Here is a 22,454-nt window from a genome sequence, read left to right as displayed (position 1 = left end):
CTAACCGTTCAAATCGATCTGGACGTCCCAAAGGGACTGAAAATAGTCGTCGACATAGGCGGCCGCCCGCAATTCAGCATCGGCTTTGGAAGATCCGGCAGCGGCCTCATCAGCGACAAATGATTCTGCGAACTTGGCTATGACATTGGCATGTTTCTGCCGAAGTTCATTCGTAATGGCGGCAATTTCTTCGCGAGTAATCGCCTCATAGTCGAGCGCGCGCTGGTCAACGTCGACATAGATCGCTTCTTTGAAAGCATCTTCCAGCTCGCGTGTATGGTCAGAATAGGTTGCGGACTCGATGTTAACTTCAGTCATCGTCGCATTTCCCCCTTCTGTGGCCGAACTCTGGGCGCACGCTGCAAGCGCAAGAGGCGCGATTATCAGGAAAAATCTCACCCCACGCTCCCCTCAAGGCTGATCCCCAGCAATTTCTGCGCCTCGACCGCATCAAGCCCCTCCCCTTCAGGGGAGGGGTTGGGGTGGGGCCTCTCGGCCTGACGCAACGCCTCGGATAGAAAAATCAACACGCCGTCCATATTCTGCATGACATCGGCGTTGGTCACGCGGATCACGCGAAAGCCATGCCCGGCCAACATGTCGTCGCGCAGCCGGTCCTTGGCTTCGTCGTGCGTATCGCCATCGACCTCGACGATCAGCTTTGCCGAAGGACAAACGAAATCTGCGATGAACGAGCCGATCACCTGCTGGCGGCGAAACTTGAACCCGCGAAGCTGGCTGTTCGACAGATGCCGCCACAACCGCTTCTCTGGCTCGGTCGGATTGCGGCGCATATCCGCTGCGTAGCGATGCAGTTCGGCGAGGCGTTCGGCCGAGAGGCCCCACCCCCTACCCCTCCCCTGAAGGGGAGGGGCTTGGGTCTGCTTCGCATGGTCGTTGAGGGTCAGCTGCGTCATCCGACCGAACCCTCAAGCGAAATCCCGAGCAATTTCTGCGCCTCGACCGCAAATTCCATCGGCAGTTGCTGCAGCACTTCCTTGGCAAAGCCGTTGACGATCAGCGCCACCGCCTCTTCCTGCCCCAGTCCGCGCTGCATCGCGTAGAAGAGCTGGTCGTCGCTGATCTTGCTCGTCGTCGCCTCATGCTCGACGGTGGCGGTCGGGTTGCGGACCTCGATATACGGCACGGTGTGCGCGCCGCACGTACTGCCCAGAAGCAGGCTGTCGCACTGGGTGAAGTTGCGCACGCCCTCGGCATTGGGCGCGACGCGGACGATGCCGCGATAGGTGTTGTTCGACTGGCCCGCACTGATGCCCTTCGAAACGATGGTCGAGCGCGTGCGCTTGCCATTGTGGATCATCTTGGTGCCGGTGTCGGCCTGCTGGAAATTGTTGGTGACCGCGACCGAATAAAATTCGCCGACGCTGTCGTCGCCGTTCAATACGCAGCTCGGATATTTCCACGTGATCGCAGAGCCGGTTTCGACCTGTGTCCACGACACCTTGCTGCGCTTGCCTTGGCAGAGCGCACGTTTGGTCACGAAATTATAGATGCCGCCCAGCCCCTCGGCGTTGCCGGGGTACCAGTTCTGGACGGTCGAATATTTGATCTCGGCATCGTCGAGCGCGACCAGTTCGACCACCGCGGCGTGAAGCTGGTTCTCGTCGCGCATCGGCGCGGTGCAGCCTTCGAGGTAGGAAACGTAGGCGCCCTTGTCGGCGACGATCAGCGTGCGCTCGAACTGCCCCGTATTCTCGGCATTGATGCGGAAATAGGTGCTGAGCTCCATCGGGCAGCGCACGCCCTCAGGCACGTAAACAAACGTCCCGTCGGAGAAGACCGCGCAATTGAGCGCCGCGAAATAATTGTCGTGCATCGGCACGACACGCCCAAGCCACTTCTTCACCAGCTCGGGATATTCGCGGATCGCTTCGCTGATCGAAAGGAAGATCACGCCCGCGCGCTTCAATTCCTCGCGGAAGGTCGTCGCGACGCTGACGCTGTCGAACACTGCGTCGACCGCAACCTTGCGCGCACCCTCGACCCCCGCGAGCACCTTTTGCTCCTCGATCGGGATGCCGAGCTTCTTGTAAACCTCGAGGATTTCGGGATCGACCTCGTCGAGGCTGCCGAGCTTGGGCTTCGGTTTCGGCGCCGCGTAATAATAGGCATCCTGGTAATCGATCGGCGGCACATTGAGCTTCGCCCAGTCGGGCGTTTCCATCGTCAGCCAGTGGCGAAACGCCTTCAGCCGCCAGTCGAGCATCCATTCGGGCTCGTTCTTCTTGGCCGAGATGAAGCGGACCGTATCCTCGGTCAGCCCCTTCGGCGCAAAGTCGGTCTCGATCGCCGAGGACCAGCCGTGCTCATAATCGGCGACCTTGGCGGCGGCGTCGTGCGCGGCCTGGTCCTTGATGCGGGTTTCGGTGTTATCGGTCATATTCTGATCTCGTCGCCGGCCAATGCCGGGATCGGCGGAGGGGAGGGGTGTTTGGGCGCGCCGCTCAAGGACGCCAAACTAATCTCTTGCAATGCACCGCGCACCGCGCCGTTCACGACGCCCCAATGCGGCTGCACCTTGCAGCTGCCCTCGAGCGAGCAATCGTGGCGCCCTTCGGCGACGCAGCTGGTCAGCGCGATCGGTCCTTCGACAGCCTCGATGATGTCGGCGACGCTGATCGCCGCCGCAGGCCGCGCGAGCCGCACCCCGCCGCCGCTGCCGCGCGACGCGACGAGCAGGCCAGCGCGCGCGAGCTGGCTCACCAGCTTCTGCGCGGTCGGTCCCGGAATCCCCGTCTGTTCGGCCAGCATCGCGGCGTGCAGCGGCACCGACCCACATTGGCGCGCGGCGGCGCTCATCAGCACCACGGCATAATCGGCAAGGTTGGACAAGCGCATGATCTTTTCCGTCGCAGTTGCGAACGATTCTTAACTGGAGTGAATTACTCCACTTACATAGGCGCGCGAGCGCCGCGGCGCAAGCAAGCCGTGGTTGGGCGGGGTAAAGATGAGGGTGGGGTGACGGGTTTCGACCGGTTGCGGACATTGGACCTCGAACCTAATCTGGGAGAATGGAAGCAGAACTGAGATCCCTTGCGACACAAGATGGCGAATTCCTGACTGATATCCGGCCTGCCGGAGACGTCTTCTGTATCGCCGTCCGCGCTGAAATTGGTTCGATGGGCAGCATCGGAGCCGATCTGTTAGATTTTGAAGTTTGCTCGCCGAGCTGGCTCGATTCCGAACTCGATCGACACTTGGTGTTGCCCGGCGGCCAGAGGCTATTCATGCGCAAATTCGATCCCGACGCTGTGGAGCAATATGTGCGCAAGCGCCTTCGGCACGCCACCGGTGCAAAATGGCAGGAAATAGCGATCAAAATCGGCGAATGGGCGCGATGGGAATTTGCGGACTACAACGGCTGACGGCCGCTCCCGCGCCCATGCCGCCGCTCGATAGACCAAAAAAATGGCACCCATCCGGCCGGGGCCAAATGAGTGCCAAGATGAAGGTCTCAAGTCCTCGTCAGAGGATGAGCTCTTCTGGGTCGCAGGGGTGAATTATGCCGCTGCACCGATTCGCGATTGTATGGAAACGCCAAATCGACGGGACAGGAAATTTTCGAAGGTTAACGCGGCGTCTCAGGTTTCGGAGACGAGCGGGCTGACCTTGCCGGCGAGCTGTTTGCGGCCCTTGGTCGTTGCCTCGGTATAGGTCGTCGGCTTGCCGAGCTGGCCGGGGGTGGCGCCGGCAAAGCGCTTGATCTCGCGGATCAGGTGCGACTGGTCGTAAAAGGCATCGCCGAGCTGCGCCGCGTCGAGCCCTTCGCCGCGCGCCAAGGCCGAGGCGGCGCGGACGGCGCGATATTTGCGCGCGAGCATCCGCGGTGACAGGCCGTAATAATGTTTCGTCATCCGTTCGACCGAGCGGATCGACATGCCCGTCGCCTCGACCAGTTCGGGCACCTGCGGCGAGGGCGATGCCGTCAGCCAGCCGTCGACGGTGCGGATGAACCACATCGGGGCGGGCTCGTTGCGCTTGAGCACTTCGCGCGCGAAATTATTGCCGATGACGAGCTTTTCCTCAACGCTGGCGGCATTTTCCAGCGCGGCGGCGACTTCCTCGATCCACGGGCCGAACAGGTCGGCAGCGTCCATCGCGCGGTCGGTGAGCTTGTCGGCATCGTCGCCCATCAGCGCCGCCCAGCCGGCGGGCAGCATGCCGAAACCGAACATCTGCGTGGGGCAGTTGCTGATCGCGCGCACGCGGCCGCTGGTCGGCCCGACGATATTGGACCGGCACACGGTCGAGCTGTGGCCGTCTGCAAAGATATATTCGCCGTCGGCAGCGGTCACGAAACGGAATTGGGGGCGGTCCGCGCGCTCATATTCGTCGAATCGCGGCATGTTGACGCGCGCGAAGTAAAAGCTCGACACCATTTCCGCCAGGTCGGGATCGGGCGGAAAATAATGAAGCTCGAACGGCATAACGCCGTCCCCGCCCGGCGACGAAGAGGTTGCTTGCGACATGGACCCAGACCCCGACAGCCTTTCCCCGGCTGCCTTCTTGTCGCGAAACCATTTGCTTTTCGGACGCGCGCGTCAAGCGCCAATCGTCAATTTCCTTAACCCTTTTGCGCGGCGATCCAGTTGTCGACGCGCCGTTCCAAAATGTCGAGCGGGACCGGCCCCGTCTCGAGCACGACATCGTGGAAGCTGCGGAAATCGAATTTGTCGCCGAGCGCCGCCTGCGCGCGGCCGCGCAGCTCCATGATCTTGAGCTTGCCGATGAGGTAAGCGGTCGCCTGTCCGGGATAGACGATATAGCGTTCGATCGCCTTTTCGATATCGCCGTCGGGGTTCGGCGTATTGTCCTTCAGATACCGGATGGCCTGTTCGCGGCTCCACCGTTTGTCGTGGATGCCGGTGTCGACGACGAGCCGGCACGCGCGCCACAGCTCCATGCCGAGGCGCCCGAAATCGCTGTAGGGATCGGTATAGAAGCCCATGTCCTTGCCGAGTTCCTCGGTATAGAGGCCCCAGCCCTCGGTATAGGCGGTGAAGCCGCCGAAGCGGCGGAAGGGCGGCAGACCGGTCAGCTCGGTCTGCACCGCGCGCTGAAGGTGGTGGCCCGGCACGCCCTCATGATAGGCGAGCGCCTCGAGTTCGGTCTTCGACATATCGCGAAGGTCGTACAGGTTGACATAATAGATGCCGGGGCGCGAGCCGTCGGGCGAGGGCGACGAATAAAAGGCCTTGCCGGCCGATTTCTCGCGAAACGCCTCGACCGCCTTCACTTGCAGATGCGCCTTGGGCAGCGTGTTGAAAAAGGCGGGCAGCCGCGCCTCCATCGCCTTAACCTTGGCGTCGACTTCGGCCAGATAGGCTTCGCGGGTAGTGTAATAATATTGCGGACTCGTGCGCAGATGCTCGAAAAATTGCTGGAGCGTGCCCTTGAAGCCGACCTTCGCCATGATCGCCTTCATCTCGCCGTGGATGCGCGCGACTTCGGCGAGGCCGAGGTCGTGGATCTCGGTCGCGGTCATGTCGGTCGTGGTGTAATTGGCGAGCAACGCTTCATAATAGGCCTTGCCGCCGGGCAGGCGCCAGATGCCGTCCTCGGTCGGGGCGCTCGCCTGCTGGCGCTGCATTTCGGCAAGCAAGCGGCCATAGGCAGGGCCCGCGCTTTCGGCCCAGGCGGCCTTGGCCGAGGCGATCAGCCGCGCCTTTTCGGCCGGATCGATGGCGAGCTTGCCGACTTTCGCGCTGATATCCTCGATCACCGCATTGTCTGGGCCCTGCAAATTGCCGATGTCGGAAATGACATAGGGATAGACCCATTTGGGCGGCTGGATGCCATTGGCCGCGCGCTCCGCCGACTGCGCCGACAGCGCATCGAGCACCGGGCCGATGCCGCGGATACGCGCGATATAGGCCTCCGCTTCGACGGTGTCGGCGACGCGGTGAATGTTGATGAGAAAGGCGGGCATCTGGCTCTGCGCGCCGTTCATCTGGTCGAAGATATAGCCATGTTTGCGGAAGGGGAACAAACGGTCGGCGCGCGCCGCCTGCGTGTTGAACAGTTCGAACGACAGCGCTTCGTCGGCGGTCAGCTCCGCCGGGTCATAACTTCCGCGCATCGCCGCGGCCGTCGCCTGCTGCAGCTTGTGGCTCGCGACTTCGGTTTCGTCCGACACATCGCTCCATTTCCCGTAATCGCCGTCGCGAATCCCGCGCCGTGCCTTGGTTTCGGGCGACAGCGATAATTGCGCGGCGTCGTAATTGTCGAAGAATTGCGCCAGGTTCGCCCCCGCGGGCGCGGCCTCGGGAGCCGGCGCTGCAGCCACGGTCGCGGGCGCGTCCTGCACGGCGGCTGGCACGCAGCCGGCGGCGGCGAGAAGGACGAGCGCGGTGGACAGGCGGGCGAGGATGCGAAGGTGCGACACGATTTTCTCCCGGATTTTCCGATGGCTCTTGCTGACCGGCCGGGGCTTGCCATAGCGCTTCGGCGCGCGCAATGGCGTGGGGCATGTCGCTCTTCGCTTCCCTGACCGACGCCGCCTATGCGCTCGTCCGCCCGATCGTCCACGCCACCGATGGCGAGGCGGCGCATAATCTGACGCTGAGCGCGCTCGAACCGCTGCCGCGCGCGCGCCATGCGCTGACCAGCCCGATCCTTGCGACCGAACTCGCCGGCATCAGTTTTCCGAACCCGGTCGGGCTCGCGCCCGGCTTCGACAAGGATGCGCGCGTCGCCGCGGTCATGCCGCGCTTCGGTTTCGGCTTCGTCGAGGTCGGCACGCTGACGCCGCTGCCGCAGGAAGGCAACCCGCGCCCCCGCCTGTTCCGGCTGGTCGAGGATGGCGCGGTGATCAACCGCATGGGGTTCAACAACGGCGGGCAGGCGGCGGCGGCCGAACGCATCGCGCGGCTGCGCACGTGCGGCATCGCGGTGCCGCTGGGCATCAACATCGGCGCCAACAAGGATAGCGCCGACCGCATCGCCGATTATGCGAAGGGCACTGCGACGATGGCGCCGCTCGCCGATTATCTGACGGTCAATATCAGTTCGCCCAACACCCCGGGGTTGCGCGCGCTGCAGGACAAGGGCGCGCTCGAGGCGCTGCTCGATGGCGTCGCCGCGGCGCAGCCGGCGGGCGCCGCCAAACCCGTGTTCCTGAAGGTCGCACCCGACCTCGAGCCCGCCGACATCGACGATATCGTCGCGGTGGCGATGGGCAAGGGGCTCGCAGCGGTGATCGTGTCGAACACGACGATCGTGCGACCGGCGCTGGCGTCGCGCCACGCCGACGAAGCCGGCGGCCTGTCGGGCGCGCCGCTCGCCGGGCTCGCACTCCAGCGGGTCCGCGATTTCCATGGCGCGAGCGGCGGGAAATTGCCGCTGATCGCCGCCGGCGGCATTGCATCGGCCGAACAGGCGTGGGAGCGGATTCGCGCGGGCGCCAGCCTGATCCAGCTCTATTCGGCGATGGTCTATGCCGGGCCCGGGCTCGCGGCGCGGATCGCGCGCGGGCTCGAGGATCTTGCCGTGCGCGACGGCTTCACGCGCGTCGCCGACGCGGTGGGGGCGGCGCACTGACGGGGTTGCGCTGGCCCGAGGCGCGGGCCAAAGTCGGCGCATGTTGAAAAGACTCCTTGCGCTCGCCGCCTGCCTCGCCCTGACCCTGCCGCTGCCCGCTTTCGCGCAGGGCGTGACCTCTTCGGCGGATTCGCGCGCGACCGAGGCGGGGCGCGAGATTTTGCATCAGGGCGGGACTGCAGCCGACGCCGCCGTGGCGATGGTCGCGGTGCTGACGCTGGTCGAACCGCAATCGAGCGGGATCGGCGGCGGCGGTTTCATGGTCTATCACAAGGCCGCCGACGGCAGCATTTCGACGATCGATGGCCGCGAGACGGCACCGGCGGCCGCGACGCCCGAGCGTTTCCTTGGCGCCGACGGCAAACCGCGCCCTTATATGGAAATCATTCCCGGCGGCCTTTCGGTCGGAGTTCCGGGCAATATGCGCCTCATGGAAATGGCGCATAAAAAATGGGGCAAGCTCGAATGGAAGGCGCTGTTCCAGCCCGCGATCAAGCTGGCCGAGGAGGGGTTTGAAGTCACGCCGGCGCTCTACGGCTGGCTCAGCCGGTTCGAACCGATGTGGAAGGATTTTCCCGCCGCGCGCGCGATCTATTATATCGACGGAAAGCCCGCGCCGGTCGGCACGCGCCTCAAGAATCCCGCCTATGCCGCGCTGCTCCGCGACGTCGCGGCGCGCGGTCCCGATGCCTTCTATAGCGGCGCCAACGCCCGCGCGATCGGCGATGCGGTCGCGAAGGCGCCGCGCAACGCGGCGGTGCTGACGGCAAAGGACCTCGCCGCCTACCAGGCGAAGGAGCGTCCGGCGGTCTGCACGACCTATCGTATCTACAAGGTCTGCGGCATGGGGCCGCCCTCGTCGGGCGCGACCACCGTTTTCGGTATCCTCGGCATGATCGAGGGGTGGGACATGAAAGCGATGGGCAAGGACAATCCGATGAGCTGGCACCTGCTCGCCGAAGCGATGCAGCTCAGCTACGCCGACCGCGCCGCCTATCTCGGCGACGCCGACTTCGTCGACGTTCCGGTGCAGGGGCTGCTCGACAAAAACTATCTCGGCCAGCGCCGCCAGCTCATCTCGCCCTATCGCGCCGCGGGCCGCTACGAACCCGGCACCCCGCCGGGCGCCAAGCCGCGCGCGGCTGCGGCGCCGGTGCCCGAACAGGGAACCACCCATTTCGTCGTCGCCGACCGGACGGGCAACGTCGTCTCGATGACCTCGACCGTCGAAAGCATTTTCGGCAGCCATTTGATCGCGAATGGCTATTTCCTGAACAATGAACTGACCGATTTCGACCATGCACCCACGATGGGCGGCGTCCCGACCGCGAACCGGGTTCAGGCGGGCAAGCGGCCGCTGTCCTCTATGTCGCCCACGATCGTTTACGGTCCCGACGGCAAGGTCGTGCTCGCGGTCGGCTCGGCGGGCGGCAAGCGCATCATCATGCATGTGACCAAGGTGCTGGTCGGCGTGCTCGACTGGGGACTCGATGCGCAATCGGCGATGGAGCTTCCGAACCTGTTTTTCGGCCGTGAGGGCGTGATCATCGAGGATAATGATGCGGGCAAGGCGATTGCCGCGAAGATGAAACCCTTTGGCTACAGCATCACGCCGACCGATCTCGGGTCGAAACTCAACGCGATCGAGCGCGTCGGCGACGGCTGGCGCGGAGCAGCCGACCCGCGGGGTCCCGGCACGTCGGCCGTGGATGGCACTCCGCCGCAGGGCTAGGGTCCCGACCCTAAAGCGATAACAATGACGAAAAAGACAATGAACACTCCCTGGAGAGAGGCAGAATGAAGCTTGAAAACCCCCATCTCGACCAGTTCCCAAGTCTGGTCGCGATGTTTTTCGACCGCGCGGGACGGGGCGGCGAAGATCCCTTCCTGTGGCGCAAGGCCGACCGCGCCTGGCAGCCGCTGAGTTGGCGGCAGGTCGCGAACCAGGTCGCGGCGCTCGCGCATAATCTGCGCGACCTCGGCCTCAAGGAAGGCGACCGGGTGGTGCTGGTCAGCGAGAACCGGCCCGAATGGTGCATTGCCGACCTCGGCATCATGGCCGCGGGTTGCATCACCGTTCCGACCTATACGACCAACACCGAACGCGACCATCAGCATATCCTCGACAATAGCGGTGCGAAGGCGGTGATCGTGTCGACCGCAAAGCTGGCGCGCACGTTGATGCCCGCGGTCATGCGCTCCGAGGCGCATATCGTTATCACGATGGAAAGCCTACGCGTCGGCCAGCAGGGCGAAGTGTCGGTGCACGACTGGGCGCCGCTCGTCGAAGGCGGCGAGGCTTATGTCGAGGAAACCAAGGCGCGCGGGCTCGGCGTCAAGCGCGAGGACACCGCCTGCCTCATCTATACCAGCGGTACCGGCGGCGCGCCGCGCGGCGTGATGCAGCATCACGGCGCGATCCTGCACAATGCGGCGGGCGCCGCCGAAGTGCTCGTCAACGATTTCGGGATCGGCGACGAAGAGGTGTTCCTGTCGTTCCTGCCTTTGAGCCACGCCTATGAACATTCGGGCGGCCAGTTCCTGCCGATCATGGTCGGCGCCCAAATCTTTTACAGCGAGGGGCTCGAAAAGCTCGTCTCGAACATCGAGGAGACGCGGCCGACGATCATGGTCGTTGTGCCGCGCCTGTTCGAGGTGATCCGCGCGCGCATGATCAAATCGGTCGAAAAACAGGGCAAGCTCGCGAACTGGATGCTCAATCAGGCGCTGCGCGTCGGCGAAAAGGATTATGAGCGCCGCATGGGCGTACTCGACCGGCCCGTCGACCTGATCCTCGACAAATTGTTCCGGCCCAAGATCCAGAAACGTTTCGGCGGCCGGATGAAGGCACTGGTGTCGGGCGGCGCGCCGCTCAACCCCGAAATCGGGGTCTTTTTTCACTCGATCGGGCTGACGCTGCTCCAGGGCTATGGCCAGACCGAGGCGGGGCCGGTGATCAGCTGCAACCGCCCGAGCGCGGGGATCAAGATGGACACCGTCGGCCCGCCGCTGATGAACACCGAAGTGAAGATTGCCGACGACGGCGAGATTCTCGTCCGCGGCGAACTCGTCATGAAGGGCTATTGGCGCAACAAGGCCGAGACCGAGCGCGTGCTGATCCCCGATGCCGCCGATCCCGAAGCCGGGCCGTGGCTCCACACCGGCGATATCGGGCACATCGACGACAAGGGCCGGATCGTCATCACCGATCGCAAGAAAGATCTGATCGTCAACGACAAGGGCGACAATGTCTCGCCGCAGCGCGTCGAGGGCATGCTGACCCTCCAGCCCGAAATCCTGCAGGCGATGGTCTATGGCGACAAGCGCCCGCATCTCGTCGGCATCCTCGTCCCCGATCCCGAATGGGCAGCCGAATGGGCCGAGGCCGAGGGGCTGCCCAAGGAGCTCAAGCTGCTCCGCGAGCATGAGAAATTCCGCGCCGCGATCCGCGCCGCGGTCGACCGCGTCAACGGCCAGCTTTCGGTGATCGAAAAGGTGCGCAAATTCGACTTCGCCGACGAAGCCTTTACGATCGAGAATGAACAGATGACGCCCTCGATGAAGATCCGGCGCCATATCCTGAAACAGGTTTATGCGGACAAGATCGCGGCGCTGTACAAGGCTTGATCGTCGCCCCCGCGAAGGCGGAGGCCGCTACCGGCGTAGCGGCAAGGCTGTTTCCCGCCCCTGCCTTCGCGGAGGCGACATCCGATCTAAGGCAGGCGGGGTTGCGACCCGAAGAGCTCGGCGCAAACCGGTCCCCGCCTGCGGCTGAACCCGTGGCTCAGCCTTTGTCCCCCGCCGGTTTGCGATAGGGGACAAATTCGCCGAACACACAGGTCGGGCCGCGGATGCCGCTCGACCGGTCAACAAGGTGGAAGAAATCGCCGCTGCACGTCGACGATCCGAATTGCCGCACGACCATGATGTCGCTGTCGCGGGCGAGGCCGGGACAGCTGCTCTTGAGGTCATTGCGGTACACAAGGTTGCCGCCCGAACGATAAAGCAGGATGCTGTCCGACACGCGGATCGTATCGGTGCTGCGGTAACTGGGCAGGCATTTGATCGGTTCGCCGGGCACCTTGCCGGCGAGCTGTTTGTCGAGCCGTTCGGCTTGTTTGGGGGTAAGCGCGGCGGCACCCGGTTCGGCCGAACCGGACGGCGCGCAGCTGACCACCAGCGGCGCGGTCGCGGTCAGCAACGCGGCCCCCATCAGGTTCAGCTTGATCATGAAAATGCTCCTTGAGGGTAATCAGGATACCAGAGGCGTATGAACGGGCGCTGAAGCGTGGACATCAGGCGGCGTCTTTCAACGCGCGGATACGGCCGAGTTCGGCGGCGTTCGGCGCCCGCAGGAAGGGGTTGGTCGCACGTTCCTCTCCGATGCTCGTCGGCACCGTCGCCTCGCCCGCAGCGCGCGCCGCCTCGACCGCCGCAAGCCGCGTGGCCAGCGCCTCATTGTCCGGGTCGACCGTCACCGCGAAGCGCGCGTTCGACAGCGTATATTCGTGCGCGCAATAGACCTGCGTCGCATCGTCGAGCGTGGCGAGCTTCTGCATATTGGCGAACATCTGCTCCGCGGTGCCCTCGAACAACCGGCCGCACCCCATCGCGAACATCGTGTCGCCGACAAAGATCGCTAGGTCATCGGCGAAATGATAGGCAATATGCCCCCCCGTATGCGCGGGTACGTCCCAGACATCGGCGACATGTTCACCGAGTTGTACGCGGTCGCCGCCCTTCACCTGCACATCGAGCGTCGGGATGCGCGCAAACTCGGCCGCAGGGCCTGTGATCGTGCAGCCGGTCGCTTCCTTGATCGCGGCGTTGCCGCCGGTGTGATCGGGGTGCCAGTGGGTATTCCAGATATCGGTGATCGTCCAGCCGCGTTCCGCCGCCGCCGCCAGCACGGGATCGGCAACCGCAGGGTCGACCACCATCGTTGCTTCGCTGGCGGGATCGTGGACCAGCCAGACATAATTGTCGCTGAGGACGGGAATACGAACAATGTCCAGCGCAGCCATGATATCTCCTTTCCAGCGTCTCGCACCTTCAAGACGGAGCGGACGCCAGCGGGCCTTGGTGCGCAATCGTGCCACAGGCTTTGCGGAAAGTCTCCCTCGCTCGCGCGGGGTGGTGCGTTTACCAGCTTCCCGTGTTGGGCATCGAAGCCCAGGGTTCCTGCGGCGGCAGATGGCCCTCCTGCAACAGTTCGACCGAAATGCCGTCGGGCGAGCGCACGAACGCCATATGTCCGTCGCGCGGCGGCCGGTTGATCGTCACCCCGGCGTCCATCAGCCGCTGGCACGTCGCATAGATGTCGTCGACCCGGTAGGCGAGATGCCCGAAATTGCGCCCGCCGCTATATTGCTCGGGCGCGCTGCCGTCCTCGGGCGGCCAGTTATAGGTCAGCTCGACCTCGGCCACATCGCGCTGTCCGGGGGCGGCGAGGAAGATCAGCGTGAAGCGGCCGGCTTCGTTATCGAAACGGCGTGTCTCCTCGAGCCCGATAAGCTTGAAGAAATCGACGGTGGCTTGCGGATCCGACACGCGGATCATCGTGTGAAGATATTTGATCATCCGCCTGTATTAGGCGCGAAGGGGCCGCGCTTCAAACGCTTCGAACAGGAATAGGAATTCGTCGGGCACCGGCGCCGGTGCGCCTTGCGCTTCGGCGACATGGACATAGATCAGCTGTCCGTCGGCGCGCAGATCGTCTTTGCCCGCGCCGTGCAGCTCGAACAAATAGGTCATGGAACTGGTGCCGACGCGCGCCGCGCGCACGCAAATCTCAATTTCCTCGTCGAGCAGGATCGGCGCGCGATAGTTGACCTCGGCGCGCGCGACGTGGAATTCGGGGCTGCTATGCGCCGGCCAGCGATCATAGACGCCGACTCCGCGCCAATATTCGGTGATCCCGATGTCGAAATATTCGAGATAGCGGCTGTTGAACACCACCGCCTGCGCGTCGATTTCGGCATAGCGGACACGCTTCCTGACGCTGAATTTGAAATCGCTGCGAGCCATGATGGTCCTCTAGTTGGTCGCAAGCCGCGCGACCGTGTCGATCAGTAGCGCGATATCGGTGTCGCGCGACAGGCGGTGGTCGCCGCCCTTGACGAGCGTCACCTGGACATCCGCGCTCGCGAGCGCGGCCGACAGGCGCAGGCTGATGTCGGGCGGGACGTCGCCATCCTCCTGCCCGTGGAGCAGGCGCACGGGGCAGGCGAGGGGGATTTCGGCGTCGAGCAGCCGGTTCGCTTCGCCCGACTGGAAAAACCCGCGCGTCGTCACATAGGGCTGGTCGCTATAGGGCGTTTGCTCGACCAGCGCGCCTTCCGCAAGGATGATCGCCTTTTCGTCCTCGCTGAATCCCCAGTCGGTGAAATCGGGTGCGGGGGCGATGCCGACGAGCCCCGCGACACGGCCCGGCCCGTCGCGCTGGACGAGCGCAAGCGCCGCAAGCAACATCAGCCAGCCGCCCATCGACGAACCGACGATCACGACGGGGCCTTGGACCTTCGCATCGATTAGGTCGAGTATGTCGCCGCGCCAGTCGAGCAGTGTCTGGTCGGCGAACAATCCGTCCGACAGGCCGCATCCCGCATAGTCGAGCAGCAGGCAGGCTTGCCCTTCGCTCGCCGCCCAGTCGAACAAGGCGGTCGCCTTGCCGCCCGCCATGTCCGACATATAGCCGGGCAGGAAGACGATCGTCGGGCCCGCGCCCGGCGTGTGCCGATGGGCAAGTCGCGGGCGGCCCGCGCGGTCGAGGAAATCGGGCACGGCGTCCACCGCGATCAGATGACCCAGTCGATCGTGCTCATCTGCATCACGGCCTGCCCCTTGGCGCGCCGCTTTTCGACCATGATATGGTTGAGTCGCTGGATCGTGTCGCTGCCCGTCGTGATGCACCAGCCGGGGACGACGGCATGAACGAGCGCGCACAAACCGCCCCAGATCATCGTCATGCCGAATTTCGAGGCGACGCCGAAATGCTCGATGTAATTTTCATCGACGCTCTTCGGATGATCGACGAACAGGCGCTTGAACATGGCGGTGGTTCCTTTTTCGGCTGTGGCCGCCCTAGCGGGCGACGGGTGCGCCCGCAAGATCGGCGCACGCGCCCGCGCCGATTATCCTTCCTTCAGGAAAATCGCTTCGATCGGCAGGCCGAACAGGTCGGCAATGCGAAAGGCGAGGGGGAGTGAGGGGTCATATTTGCCCGTTTCGATGGCATTGACCGACTGGCGCGATACTTCGAGCCGTTCGGCCAGGTCCTGCTGGCTCCAGTCGCGTTCGGCGCGCAGGATTTTCAGACGGTTTTTCATGCGCAAGACCCGGCATCGCCGATGGTCAGCTTGTTGACCAGCGACCCGACCGCGAGCCCCAGGCACCACACCGGAAATACGAAGAACAGCGGCACCTTCGGCACGTCGGTGAACAATTCCAAAATGCCCCAGCCGCTTGCCAGCGCCAGCGTGAGTCCCGTTGCCACCAGCATCTTGCGGATCTCCAGCATCCGGACATATTCGTCGGTGAGTTCGGTCACGAAGCGGGCCATCGCCCAGATGAAGCCCGATGTTGCGAGCGCCGGAACCAGCGCCACCGCGACGGTCAGGGGGGTGGCGGCGGCGTCATCGGGAATGATCCAGCTCGCCAGCATCACCGCCGCAACATAGGCGATCGAAATCGGGATCATGCGGCCGACGTAGCGGCGCTGCGCGGGGTTCGCGGCCATCGGTCAGGCTTTCCGGCAGGCCGCGCGCGGCGTGGTCGCGAGCATCGCGATGGGCAGGACGAGAATGAGCGTGCTGGCAAGCGGCGCCGGAATAAGATCGGCGATCCAGCCGAGGGCGACGGCGAAGCTGGGAATGGCCCAGAGCAGGGCACGGAAGATAGGCGGCATTGGTCAAGCTCCCTTGTTAATCAGTAAAGGAACATTGACATACGGCGACTCGATAGTCAAGCGTCATTTACATAGTGACAAGGGTGCTTGGTGGTTTAGCCGATGAGGTGGCTGGGCCAGCCGATGCGCACCAGTGCCTCGTCGGGATCGGACAGCGCGAATTCATACATGCCCCATGGCTTGTGTGTCGGCGCTTTGGCCGGGCCGAGGATGCGGTCGCGGACACGCTCCGCCAGTTCGGCCACGCGCTCGGTGTAAAGGTAGAGGCCGAACGGATTCTGGTCGCGCGCGGGCCAGGTCCGGCAGGATTCGTTCGTCAGATGAAGCTGCCAGCCCTGGCCGTCGGCGAGCAGGCGAATAGGTGCCATGATCGCTCACGACGTTCAGCCCCAGCATTTCGTAGAATGCGGTGCTCGCGTCGAGGTCGCTGCACGGGAGGATGGCGGCGATATGGTGGGGCGGTGCGTCGGCCATAGTCGAACTTTCGGAAAATGGGGCAACGGGTCAGCATAGGTTTTCGACAGATGATGACAAAGGCTTTCGCGCCCCCTATGTCGGCGGCATGACGCTGACGCCGATCACGATCCGGACCACCACTACCCCCGCGTGCGGGGGGCGGTCGGCCGCGGCCTGAACTCGCGCCGGCTGCCGCCCGGGTTCGGGTGGCGCGGCGTCCCTCCATCCGAATTTTCGAAAGCTGGACGCGGCCTCTTCCGGTGCGCGCCGCCTTGTGCCATGGCGCGGACCAAAGCGATGAAAGACGGATTTCGATGAGTGAAATGCTGAAGATCAGCCTTCCCGATGGTTCGGTGCGCGAAATGCCCGTCGGTTCGACCCCGGCGGACGTCGCGGCGGCGATCGGCCCCGGCCTCGCAAAGGCTGCGCTCGCCGCGAAAGTGGACGGCGAACTGCGCGATATCACGCGGCCGCTGGAGGCAGACACGAACCTGTCGCTGGTGACGAGCCGCGACGAGGCCGATGCGCTTGAACTTTTCCGCCACGACTATGCGCATGTGCTGGCGGAGGCCGTGCAGAACCTGTTTCCGGGCACGCAGATCACCTTTGGCCCGTCGACCAACGATGGTTTCTATTACGACTTCGCGCCGACGGCCGAACATGGCCCGTTCCGCGACGACGAACTACCGCTGATCGAGGAAGAGATGCGCAAGATCATCGCCGCCGACCTCCCCCTCACGCGCGAAGTGTGGGAGCGTGATGCGCTGATCGCGAAATGGCAAGCCGACGGCGAGACGTTCAAGGCCGAGTGGGCCGCCGAACTGCCCGCAGGCGAAGAACTCACTGTCTATCGCAGCGGTGAGGGCTGGATGGATATGTGCCGCGGTCCGCACCTCGCCTCGACGGGCAAGCTCGACCCCGCGGCCTTCAAGCTGACGCGTGTATCGGGCGCCTATTGGCGGGGCGACCAGAAGAATGCGCAGTTGTCGCGCATCTACGGTACCGGCTGGCTCAACAAGAAGCAGCTTGCCGAGCATCTCGTCCGGCTGGAGGAGGCCGCGAAACGCGACCATCGCCGGCTGGGGCAGGAGATGGACCTGTTCCACCTCCAGCAGGAAGCGCATGGCTCGGTCTTCTGGCACCCGAACGGCTTTCGCGTATGGCGCGAGCTGGAGGCCTATATGCGCCGCGCGATCGACGGCGCGGGCTATCGGGAGGTCAAGACGCCGCAGGTGATGGACGCGCGCCAGTGGGAACAGTCGGGCCACTGGGGCAAATATCGCGAGAATATGTTCGTCATCCCCGACGAAGTGCCGAATACCGAGGACGAAGGCCCGATCGTCTCCGACGCCGCCGAATGGATGGCGCTGAAGCCGATGAACTGCCCCGCGCATGTGCTGATCTTCCGCCAGGGCATGAAGTCCTATCGCGACCTGCCGCTGCGCCTCTATGAGAATGGTTGCTGTCACCGCAACGAGCCGCACGGAGCGCTGCACGGGTTGATGCGCGTGCGCCAGTTCACGCAGGACGACGCGCATATCTTCTGCCGCGAGGACCAGATCGTCGAGGAGGTGCGCAATTTCTGCGCGCTTGCCGACCGCATCTACAAGGATTTCGGTTTCACCTATGCGATCAAGCTGGCGCTGCGCCCCGAAAAGCGCTTCGGCAGCGAAGAGATGTGGGACAAGTCGGAGAATGAGCTGCGCAATGCGGTCGTCGAGGCGGGTCTCGCGACCGAGCAATATGGCTGGGAAGAACTGCCGGGCGAGGGTGCCTTCTACGCGCCCAAACTCGAATGGCACCTGACCGACGCGATCGGCCGGACGTGGCAGGTCGGCACGATCCAGTCGGACCGCGTGCTGCCCGACCGGCTCGACGCATCGTACATCGGCGAGGATGGCGAGCGCCACCGCCCGGTGATGCTCCACCGCGCAATCTTCGGCAGCTACGAACGCTTCATCGGCATTTTGATCGAGCATTTCGCGGGCCGCTTCCCGACCTGGCTCGCGCCAGTGCAGGCGGTGGTCGCGACGATCGTCAGCGACGCCGACGATTATGCAAAGCATGCCGTGGAGGAGCTCGTCGCGGCGGGCATCCGCGCCGACAGCGATCTTCGCAACGAGAAGATCAATTACAAGGTGCGCGAACACAGCCTTGCCAAGGTCCCCCATCTGCTCGTCGTCGGCAAGCGCGAGGCCGAGGAGGGCACCGTCGCGATCCGTACGCTCGGGCAGGACGGCCAGCGCATCATGCCGCTTGCCGAGGCGATCGCGATGCTGAAGGCTGAGGCGACGCCGCCCGACCTGCGCGATTGAGCGTGACAGAGAAGCGTCGCCCGCGCCGCTGGATGCGCTGGCTGTTGTTGCTTGCGGTCGTCGGCGCGGCGCTTCTCGCCAGGGGCTATTGGAACGCGGCGCGCGATCCGCTGATCCGCACCGCGACCATCGAGGTTGGCGACTGGCCGGCGGGACAAGCGCCGCTGAAACTTCTGCTTCTCTCGGATATTCACGTCGCGGGGCCGGACATGCCTCCCGCGCGGCTCGAACGGATCGTCGTCGGCCTCAACCGGCTGAAGCCCGACCTTGTCCTGATCGCGGGCGATCTGGTCAGCGAGAAGCGCAGCGCGACACATATCTACACCCCGGCCGAGGTTGTCGCGCCGCTCGGCGGGCTGAAGGCGCCGCTTGGCGTCGTCGTCGCGCCGGGAAATCACGACCACTGGTTCCGGCCCGACGCGCTGCGCGGCGAGCTCGAAAAAAGCGGGCTTCGCGTGTTGCAGAATGAAGCGATCGCGGCGGGTCCGCTGATCGTCGGCGGGGTCGATGATGATTATTCGGGGCACGACGATGTGCCTGCGACGTTCGCGGCGATGGACCGGTTGGGCCCCGGCGTGCCGCTGCTGCTGACGCACAGCCCCGATGTCGTGCCCGGTTTGCCGCGGCCGGTTGTCGCGGTCTTCGCCGGCCACACCCATTGCGGCCAGATCCGCTTTCCCTTCATCGGCGCGCTGACCTATGTGTCGCGCTACGGCGACCGCTTTGCGTGCGGCGATATCGACGATGCGGGCCAGCGCGTCTTTGTCGGCGCGGGGCTCGGGACCAGCATCCTGCCGCTCCGCTTCAATACCCCGCCCGACGCGTGGCTGGTGACGCTGAAGCCGAAAGCTCCGCCGCGATGACCGGCGTCGAGCATCTCGTCGGACTCGCGCCGCTGACGGTCGCGGGTGCGGCGGCAATGACGTTCGGCGCGGCCTATGTGCGCGGGCTGACGGGGTTCGGCATGGCGATCATCCTCGTGCCGCTGCTCGGGCTGATCGTCGCACCGGGCGAGGCGGTGGTGCTCGGCATCTTGCTGCAATTGCTGATCGGGCCCGTGGGGCTGAAGGTCATATTGGCCGACGCTGATCGCAGCACCGCCGCCCCCATCGCCTTGCTCGCGATGCTGGCGACCCCAGCTGGGATGTTTGCGCTCGACGCGACGACGCCCGACGTCGCCCGGCTGTTGATCACGCTGATCGCGGTCGGGGCCTTCGTCGCGGTGCTGCTACCCAAGCAGCCCGAGGGGCACCGGCCGGGGCGTATCGCGGTTGCGGGGACGGGGGTCGTATCGGGCATCCTCACGGGCTTCGCTGCGATGCCGGGGCCGCCGGTCGTGCCCTTCTATCTTCGCCGTCATCTTGAGCCCAGGGTCGCCCGCGCATCGATGATGCTGATCTTTTTCGCGACCGCGATAGCGGGGACGCTCGCGGCGCTGTGGGTCGGGATCGCGACGGCACGGCTCGTCATCCTGTCGCTGATCCTCTTCCCGCCGATGTGGTTCGGCAACCTGATCGGAGGCCATCATTTCGGGCGCGTTGCGCCGCATGTGTGGCAGACGATGGTGGCCGTCGTGCTTGGCGTCGCGGCGGTTTCGGCGGTGGTGCGGATCCTGAACTAGAGGCTACCCTGATCTCTTCAGGGTAGCCTCTAGAGGCTGCGCAGTGCCTGCGCGGGTTTCGCCGACAGCAAGGGCCAGCTTCCCGCGATGCCGATCAGGAAGGACAGGCCCGCGCCGCCGAGCAAGGTCAGCCCGACGATCAGCGGATCGGGCGCGAAGTCGAACTCGAACAGCTGCGTCACCACATACCAGGCGCCGGCAAGCCCCAGCCCGAGCGCCAGCACCGCGAGAATGGCGGCCAGCACTGCATATTCCATTCCCTGCGCGCCCAATATCTGGCCGCGCGTCGCGCCGAGCAGCTTCAGGATCACGCTGTCATAGACGCGCCGTTCGCGGCTCGCGGCGATGGCGCCGATCAGGACCGCGATGCCGGCGAGGATCGCGATGCTCGCGGCAGCGGCGATCGCCTGGCTCATCTGGGTGAGCAGGGTCGTGACCTGCGACACGACATCGCGCACCGCGATCAGCGACGCCGAGGGGAAGGCGCGCGGGATGCTGCGCGACAGAGCGGTTTCGGCCTCGGGCCCCACCGCGACTGTAGCGACCATATTGTGCGGCGCCGCGTCGAAGGTGCCGGGCGAGAAGACGAGAACATAGTTCAGCCCGAAATTGTCCCAGTTGACGGTGCGGAACGAGGCGACCTTTGCCTGCACCTCGACCCCCAGCACATTGACCGACAGCGTATCGCCGAGTTTCAGCCCGAGCGAAGTCGCGACCTCCTGCTCGACGCTGACCAGCGGTGGTCCCTTGTAATCGGCCTGCCACCATTGGCCCCCGACCAGTTCGCTGCCGTTGGGAAGCACAGGGCTATAGGTCAGCCCGCGGTCGCCGCGCAGCACCCATGCGCCTTCGGGCAACTCGGCGAGTTCGTCGACGCGCTGGCCCGCAAATTCGGTGATGCTGCCGCGCAGCGCGGGGATCATGTTGATCTCGGCCCTTGCATCGGCGTTTGTTACCATCGTGCGAAAGCGCGCGGCGTCTCCGCGCGGCACGTCGAGCACGAAGAAGCTCGGCGCGCGCTGCGGCACAGTCGAGCGGATTTCAGAGGTGATGCTCGTCTGGATCGCCGCGAGCGTCACGAACAGCGTCAGGCCGAGGCCGAGCGCGACGACGAGCGCGCCCGTCGCCGCGCCGGGACGGTGGAGATTCGCGAGCGCGAGGCGGAACAAGGGACGTTTGGGCCGCGGAAGGCGGCTCGCGGTGCGGCGCACCAGCCAGCCAAGCCCGACGAGGATGAGCAGCAGCCCGATCGCCGCGCCAATGAAGCCGAGCGCGAAGAGCGGCTCGCGCGCCGTGCCGACCGCCAGCGCGATGATTGCCGCGAGCGCCGCGGCAACCGCGATCATGGTCTGCCGGTCGACCCGCGCCGCGCCGCTGACCGTTGCGCGGTAGAGGCCGGCGGCGGGAACATGGCGTGTCGCCGCGAGCGGAGGCAGGGCAAAGGCGATCGCGATGAGCAGGCCATAGGCCGCGCTGACGGCGAGCGGCAGCGGATAGATGGCGACGCCGGGCTTGACCGGCAGCACGTCGCCCGCGATCCAGCCGATGAGCGCGGGGGCGAGCGCTCCCACGATCAGCCCGGCGATAATCGACACTGCCGCGACCGCCAGGATCTGCAACCCATAAATGCGGGCGACGGTGCCGCTGTCGGCGCCGAGCACCTTCAGCGTCGCAAGGCCGGGGCGCTTGCCCGCAAGGTAACTCGCGACGCCATTGCCGACGCCGATCCCGGCGATCACCAGCGCCGCCAGCCCGACAAGCGACAGGAATTGTCCCATGCGTTCGATGAAGCGCCGCGTTCCGGGGGCGCCGTTGCTGCTGTCGGTGATGTCCCAGCCCGCGTCGGGAAATTCCGCGGTCAGCGCCTTGCCGACCGATTCGGGGTTCGCATCCCCCGGCAGGCGGACGCGATATTTGCTTTCGTAGAGGCTGCCGGGCTGGATCAGCTGCGTCGCGGGCAGGTCGGCCAGGCCGATGATTGCGACCGGGCCGAGCGTGAAGCCTTCGCCCAGTCGGTCGGGTTCCTCGGCGATGATGCCGTCGATCCGGAAGGTCTTTTCGCCGAACTTCACGCCGCCGCCGACCTTCAGGTCGAGCCGCGAAGCGAGGTCCTTGCCGATCCAGATCGCGCCCGGGGGCGGCGGGCCTTGGCGCGCGCCGCTCTCGAGCCGCATCGTGCCATAAAGCGGATAGGCGCCATCGACCGCCTTGAGCTCGGACAGCAAAGCCTCGCCGTCGGGATCGTTCGCCATCGCGCGCAGCCGGACCGTCGAGGACGGCGTGCCGACGCGGCGAAAGCCCGCCATTTCTTCCGCTGTCGCTTCGCGCTGCGGCAGGCTGAATTCGATATCGCCGCCGAGGATCGTCTGCCCGCGCACCTCCAGCTCGGAGGTGATGCCGCGGGTCAGGCTGCCGATCGCCGCGAGCGTCGCGACGCCGAGGAACAGGCAAACGGCGAGGAGACGCAGTCCGCGAATCCGCGTCGCAAGGTCGCGTCGCGCGATCCGCCAGAGCGTGCCGAGCGGCAGCATCAGCTATGGTTCCTTTTAGTCCGTTCGTGTCGAGCGAAGTCGGGACACCCATCGGCATAGAGCAA

The 22,454-nt window shown here is 65.0% G+C and carries 24 protein-coding genes; 7 read left to right on the top strand and 17 right to left on the bottom strand.

Annotated features, from left to right (window positions below; genetic code table 11):
* From ATE71_RS14175 to ATE71_RS14160, 4 genes are all read right to left on the bottom strand, one after another.
* The gene (locus ATE71_RS14175) at positions 1–318 is read right to left on the bottom strand and encodes a hypothetical protein (RefSeq protein ID WP_058804008.1); all 318 of its coding nucleotides are present in this window, start codon (positions 316–318) and stop codon (positions 1–3) included.
* 77 nt (positions 319–395) lie between these two features.
* On the bottom strand, positions 396–917 hold the full coding sequence (locus tag ATE71_RS14170) for an endonuclease domain-containing protein (protein WP_082665217.1): 522 nt from the start codon (positions 915–917) through the stop codon (positions 396–398).
* A complete protein-coding gene (sufB, locus tag ATE71_RS14165) occupies positions 914–2,401 on the bottom strand; it encodes a Fe-S cluster assembly protein SufB (protein ID WP_058804007.1) in 1,488 nt (495 codons plus the stop codon). The genes ATE71_RS14170 and sufB overlap by 4 nt, the downstream gene beginning before the upstream one ends.
* Positions 2,398–2,859, bottom strand: a complete 462-nt coding sequence (locus ATE71_RS14160; protein WP_058804006.1) for an SUF system Fe-S cluster assembly regulator — start codon at positions 2,857–2,859, stop codon at positions 2,398–2,400. Before ATE71_RS14160 ends, sufB begins: the two co-directional genes overlap by 4 nt.
* Before the next feature lie 173 nt (positions 2,860–3,032).
* On the opposite strand from ATE71_RS14160, the gene ATE71_RS14155 reads away from it, so the two are divergent.
* Positions 3,033–3,386 carry an Imm8 family immunity protein gene (locus ATE71_RS14155; protein WP_058804005.1) on the top strand — a complete coding sequence of 118 codons (354 nt, stop codon included), beginning with the start codon at positions 3,033–3,035 and terminating at the stop codon, positions 3,384–3,386.
* Positions 3,387–3,602: 216 nt separating this feature from the next.
* Here the strand turns inward: ATE71_RS14155 and ATE71_RS14150 are convergent, their stop codons facing one another.
* On the bottom strand, positions 3,603–4,448 hold the full coding sequence (locus ATE71_RS14150; protein WP_235588029.1) for an AraC family transcriptional regulator: 846 nt from the start codon (positions 4,446–4,448) through the stop codon (positions 3,603–3,605).
* 137 nt (positions 4,449–4,585) lie between these two features.
* The gene (locus ATE71_RS14145) at positions 4,586–6,406 is read right to left on the bottom strand and encodes a DUF885 domain-containing protein (protein WP_058804031.1); all 1,821 of its coding nucleotides are present in this window, start codon (positions 6,404–6,406) and stop codon (positions 4,586–4,588) included.
* Positions 6,407–6,489: 83 nt separating this feature from the next.
* Between ATE71_RS14145 and ATE71_RS14140 the strand changes: the two genes are divergently transcribed.
* The 3 genes from ATE71_RS14140 (at position 6,490) to ATE71_RS14130 (ending at position 11,187) form a co-directional block, all read left to right on the top strand.
* Complete coding sequence (locus tag ATE71_RS14140; protein WP_058804030.1) at positions 6,490–7,560, top strand: quinone-dependent dihydroorotate dehydrogenase; 1,071 nt, start codon at positions 6,490–6,492, stop codon at positions 7,558–7,560.
* 40 nt (positions 7,561–7,600) lie between these two features.
* The gene (gene ggt / locus ATE71_RS14135) at positions 7,601–9,292 is read left to right on the top strand and encodes a gamma-glutamyltransferase (protein WP_058804003.1); all 1,692 of its coding nucleotides are present in this window, start codon (positions 7,601–7,603) and stop codon (positions 9,290–9,292) included.
* Positions 9,293–9,357: 65 nt separating this feature from the next.
* Positions 9,358–11,187 (top strand): AMP-dependent synthetase/ligase, encoded by a 1,830-nt coding sequence (locus ATE71_RS14130; RefSeq protein WP_058804002.1) that lies wholly within the window; start codon positions 9,358–9,360, stop codon positions 11,185–11,187.
* 157 nt (positions 11,188–11,344) lie between these two features.
* On the opposite strand, the gene ATE71_RS14125 is transcribed toward ATE71_RS14130, so the two are convergent.
* The 10 genes from ATE71_RS14125 to ATE71_RS14085 form a co-directional block, all read right to left on the bottom strand.
* Positions 11,345–11,791 carry a hypothetical protein gene (locus tag ATE71_RS14125; RefSeq protein ID WP_201022958.1) on the bottom strand — a complete coding sequence of 149 codons (447 nt, stop codon included), beginning with the start codon at positions 11,789–11,791 and terminating at the stop codon, positions 11,345–11,347.
* Between the two features lie 64 nt (positions 11,792–11,855).
* Positions 11,856–12,584, bottom strand: coding sequence for a hydroxyacylglutathione hydrolase (gloB, locus tag ATE71_RS14120; RefSeq protein ID WP_058804001.1), 729 nt, complete (start codon positions 12,582–12,584; stop codon positions 11,856–11,858).
* Between the two features lie 118 nt (positions 12,585–12,702).
* Positions 12,703–13,140: a VOC family protein gene (locus ATE71_RS14115; RefSeq protein ID WP_058804000.1), complete on the bottom strand. Its 438-nt coding sequence runs from the start codon at positions 13,138–13,140 to the stop codon at positions 12,703–12,705.
* Between the two features lie 9 nt (positions 13,141–13,149).
* Complete coding sequence (locus tag ATE71_RS14110; protein WP_058803999.1) at positions 13,150–13,587, bottom strand: acyl-CoA thioesterase; 438 nt, start codon at positions 13,585–13,587, stop codon at positions 13,150–13,152.
* A 9-nt stretch (positions 13,588–13,596) separates the two neighbouring features.
* Positions 13,597–14,361, bottom strand: a complete 765-nt coding sequence (locus tag ATE71_RS14105) for an alpha/beta fold hydrolase (RefSeq protein WP_058804028.1) — start codon at positions 14,359–14,361, stop codon at positions 13,597–13,599.
* Positions 14,358–14,612: a DUF6356 family protein gene (locus ATE71_RS14100; RefSeq protein ID WP_058803998.1), complete on the bottom strand. Its 255-nt coding sequence runs from the start codon at positions 14,610–14,612 to the stop codon at positions 14,358–14,360. Before ATE71_RS14100 ends, ATE71_RS14105 begins: the two co-directional genes overlap by 4 nt.
* 81 nt (positions 14,613–14,693) lie before the next feature.
* Positions 14,694–14,888 (bottom strand): helix-turn-helix transcriptional regulator, encoded by a 195-nt coding sequence (locus tag ATE71_RS14095; RefSeq protein WP_058803997.1) that lies wholly within the window; start codon positions 14,886–14,888, stop codon positions 14,694–14,696.
* Positions 14,885–15,298: a hypothetical protein gene (locus ATE71_RS14090; protein ID WP_058803996.1), complete on the bottom strand. Its 414-nt coding sequence runs from the start codon at positions 15,296–15,298 to the stop codon at positions 14,885–14,887. Before ATE71_RS14090 ends, ATE71_RS14095 begins: the two co-directional genes overlap by 4 nt.
* A gap of 3 nt (positions 15,299–15,301) precedes the next feature.
* The gene (locus tag ATE71_RS22545) at positions 15,302–15,466 is read right to left on the bottom strand and encodes a hypothetical protein (RefSeq protein WP_160328041.1); all 165 of its coding nucleotides are present in this window, start codon (positions 15,464–15,466) and stop codon (positions 15,302–15,304) included.
* Positions 15,467–15,561: 95 nt separating this feature from the next.
* Entirely contained in the window at positions 15,562–15,834 is a 273-nt protein-coding gene (locus ATE71_RS14085; RefSeq protein ID WP_235588028.1) for a hypothetical protein, read from the bottom strand.
* A gap of 402 nt (positions 15,835–16,236) precedes the next feature.
* Between ATE71_RS14085 and thrS the strand changes: the two genes are divergently transcribed.
* Genes thrS through ATE71_RS14070 form a run of 3 tightly spaced genes read left to right on the top strand, consistent with a single transcriptional unit; the run spans position 16,237 to position 19,858 of the window.
* Entirely contained in the window at positions 16,237–18,237 is a 2,001-nt protein-coding gene (gene thrS / locus ATE71_RS14080; RefSeq protein ID WP_058803995.1) for a threonine--tRNA ligase, read from the top strand.
* 32 nt (positions 18,238–18,269) lie between these two features.
* Entirely contained in the window at positions 18,270–19,100 is an 831-nt protein-coding gene (locus ATE71_RS14075) for a metallophosphoesterase (RefSeq protein ID WP_058803994.1), read from the top strand.
* On the top strand, positions 19,061–19,858 hold the full coding sequence (locus ATE71_RS14070; RefSeq protein ID WP_235588027.1) for a sulfite exporter TauE/SafE family protein: 798 nt from the start codon (positions 19,061–19,063) through the stop codon (positions 19,856–19,858). The genes ATE71_RS14075 and ATE71_RS14070 overlap by 40 nt, the downstream gene beginning before the upstream one ends.
* Positions 19,859–19,887: 29 nt before the next feature.
* Here the strand turns inward: ATE71_RS14070 and ATE71_RS14065 are convergent, their stop codons facing one another.
* Positions 19,888–22,389: an ABC transporter permease gene (locus ATE71_RS14065; RefSeq protein WP_058803993.1), complete on the bottom strand. Its 2,502-nt coding sequence runs from the start codon at positions 22,387–22,389 to the stop codon at positions 19,888–19,890.
* Positions 22,390–22,454 lie beyond the last annotated feature (65 nt).

This window comes from Sphingopyxis sp. H115, from assembly GCF_001468465.1.
Taxonomy (GTDB): Bacteria; Pseudomonadota; Alphaproteobacteria; order Sphingomonadales; family Sphingomonadaceae; genus Sphingopyxis.
Note: the sequence above shows the minus strand (reverse complement) of the source record. Positions and strands in the feature narration are given on the sequence as shown.

What these genes read in the sequence shown, in the direction of transcription:
- ATE71_RS14075 (WP_058803994.1), top strand. Translation starts at nt 18,270, where the DNA reads ATGCGCTGGCTGTTGTTGCTTGCGGTCGTCGGCGCGGCGCTTCTCGCC.
- ATE71_RS14140 (WP_058804030.1), top strand. Translation starts at nt 6,490, where the DNA reads ATGTCGCTCTTCGCTTCCCTGACCGACGCCGCCTATGCGCTCGTCCGC.
- ATE71_RS14170 (WP_082665217.1), bottom strand. Translation starts at nt 917, where the DNA reads ATGACGCAGCTGACCCTCAACGACCATGCGAAGCAGACCCAAGCCCCT.
- ATE71_RS14065 (WP_058803993.1), bottom strand. Translation starts at nt 22,389, where the DNA reads ATGCTGCCGCTCGGCACGCTCTGGCGGATCGCGCGACGCGACCTTGCG.
- ggt (WP_058804003.1), top strand. Translation starts at nt 7,601, where the DNA reads ATGTTGAAAAGACTCCTTGCGCTCGCCGCCTGCCTCGCCCTGACCCTG.
- ATE71_RS14130 (WP_058804002.1), top strand. Translation starts at nt 9,358, where the DNA reads ATGAAGCTTGAAAACCCCCATCTCGACCAGTTCCCAAGTCTGGTCGCG.
- ATE71_RS14090 (WP_058803996.1), bottom strand. Translation starts at nt 15,298, where the DNA reads ATGGCCGCGAACCCCGCGCAGCGCCGCTACGTCGGCCGCATGATCCCG.
- gloB (WP_058804001.1), bottom strand. Translation starts at nt 12,584, where the DNA reads ATGGCTGCGCTGGACATTGTTCGTATTCCCGTCCTCAGCGACAATTAT.
- ATE71_RS22545 (WP_160328041.1), bottom strand. Translation starts at nt 15,466, where the DNA reads ATGCCGCCTATCTTCCGTGCCCTGCTCTGGGCCATTCCCAGCTTCGCC.
- ATE71_RS14150 (WP_235588029.1), bottom strand. Translation starts at nt 4,448, where the DNA reads ATGCCGTTCGAGCTTCATTATTTTCCGCCCGATCCCGACCTGGCGGAA.
- ATE71_RS14085 (WP_235588028.1), bottom strand. Translation starts at nt 15,834, where the DNA reads ATGGCACCTATTCGCCTGCTCGCCGACGGCCAGGGCTGGCAGCTTCAT.
- ATE71_RS14110 (WP_058803999.1), bottom strand. Translation starts at nt 13,587, where the DNA reads ATGGCTCGCAGCGATTTCAAATTCAGCGTCAGGAAGCGTGTCCGCTAT.
- sufB (WP_058804007.1), bottom strand. Translation starts at nt 2,401, where the DNA reads ATGACCGATAACACCGAAACCCGCATCAAGGACCAGGCCGCGCACGAC.
- ATE71_RS14125 (WP_201022958.1), bottom strand. Translation starts at nt 11,791, where the DNA reads ATGATCAAGCTGAACCTGATGGGGGCCGCGTTGCTGACCGCGACCGCG.
- ATE71_RS14115 (WP_058804000.1), bottom strand. Translation starts at nt 13,140, where the DNA reads ATGATCAAATATCTTCACACGATGATCCGCGTGTCGGATCCGCAAGCC.
- ATE71_RS14160 (WP_058804006.1), bottom strand. Translation starts at nt 2,859, where the DNA reads ATGCGCTTGTCCAACCTTGCCGATTATGCCGTGGTGCTGATGAGCGCC.
- thrS (WP_058803995.1), top strand. Translation starts at nt 16,237, where the DNA reads ATGAGTGAAATGCTGAAGATCAGCCTTCCCGATGGTTCGGTGCGCGAA.
- ATE71_RS14155 (WP_058804005.1), top strand. Translation starts at nt 3,033, where the DNA reads ATGGAAGCAGAACTGAGATCCCTTGCGACACAAGATGGCGAATTCCTG.
- ATE71_RS14100 (WP_058803998.1), bottom strand. Translation starts at nt 14,612, where the DNA reads ATGTTCAAGCGCCTGTTCGTCGATCATCCGAAGAGCGTCGATGAAAAT.
- ATE71_RS14095 (WP_058803997.1), bottom strand. Translation starts at nt 14,888, where the DNA reads ATGAAAAACCGTCTGAAAATCCTGCGCGCCGAACGCGACTGGAGCCAG.
- ATE71_RS14175 (WP_058804008.1), bottom strand. Translation starts at nt 318, where the DNA reads ATGACTGAAGTTAACATCGAGTCCGCAACCTATTCTGACCATACACGC.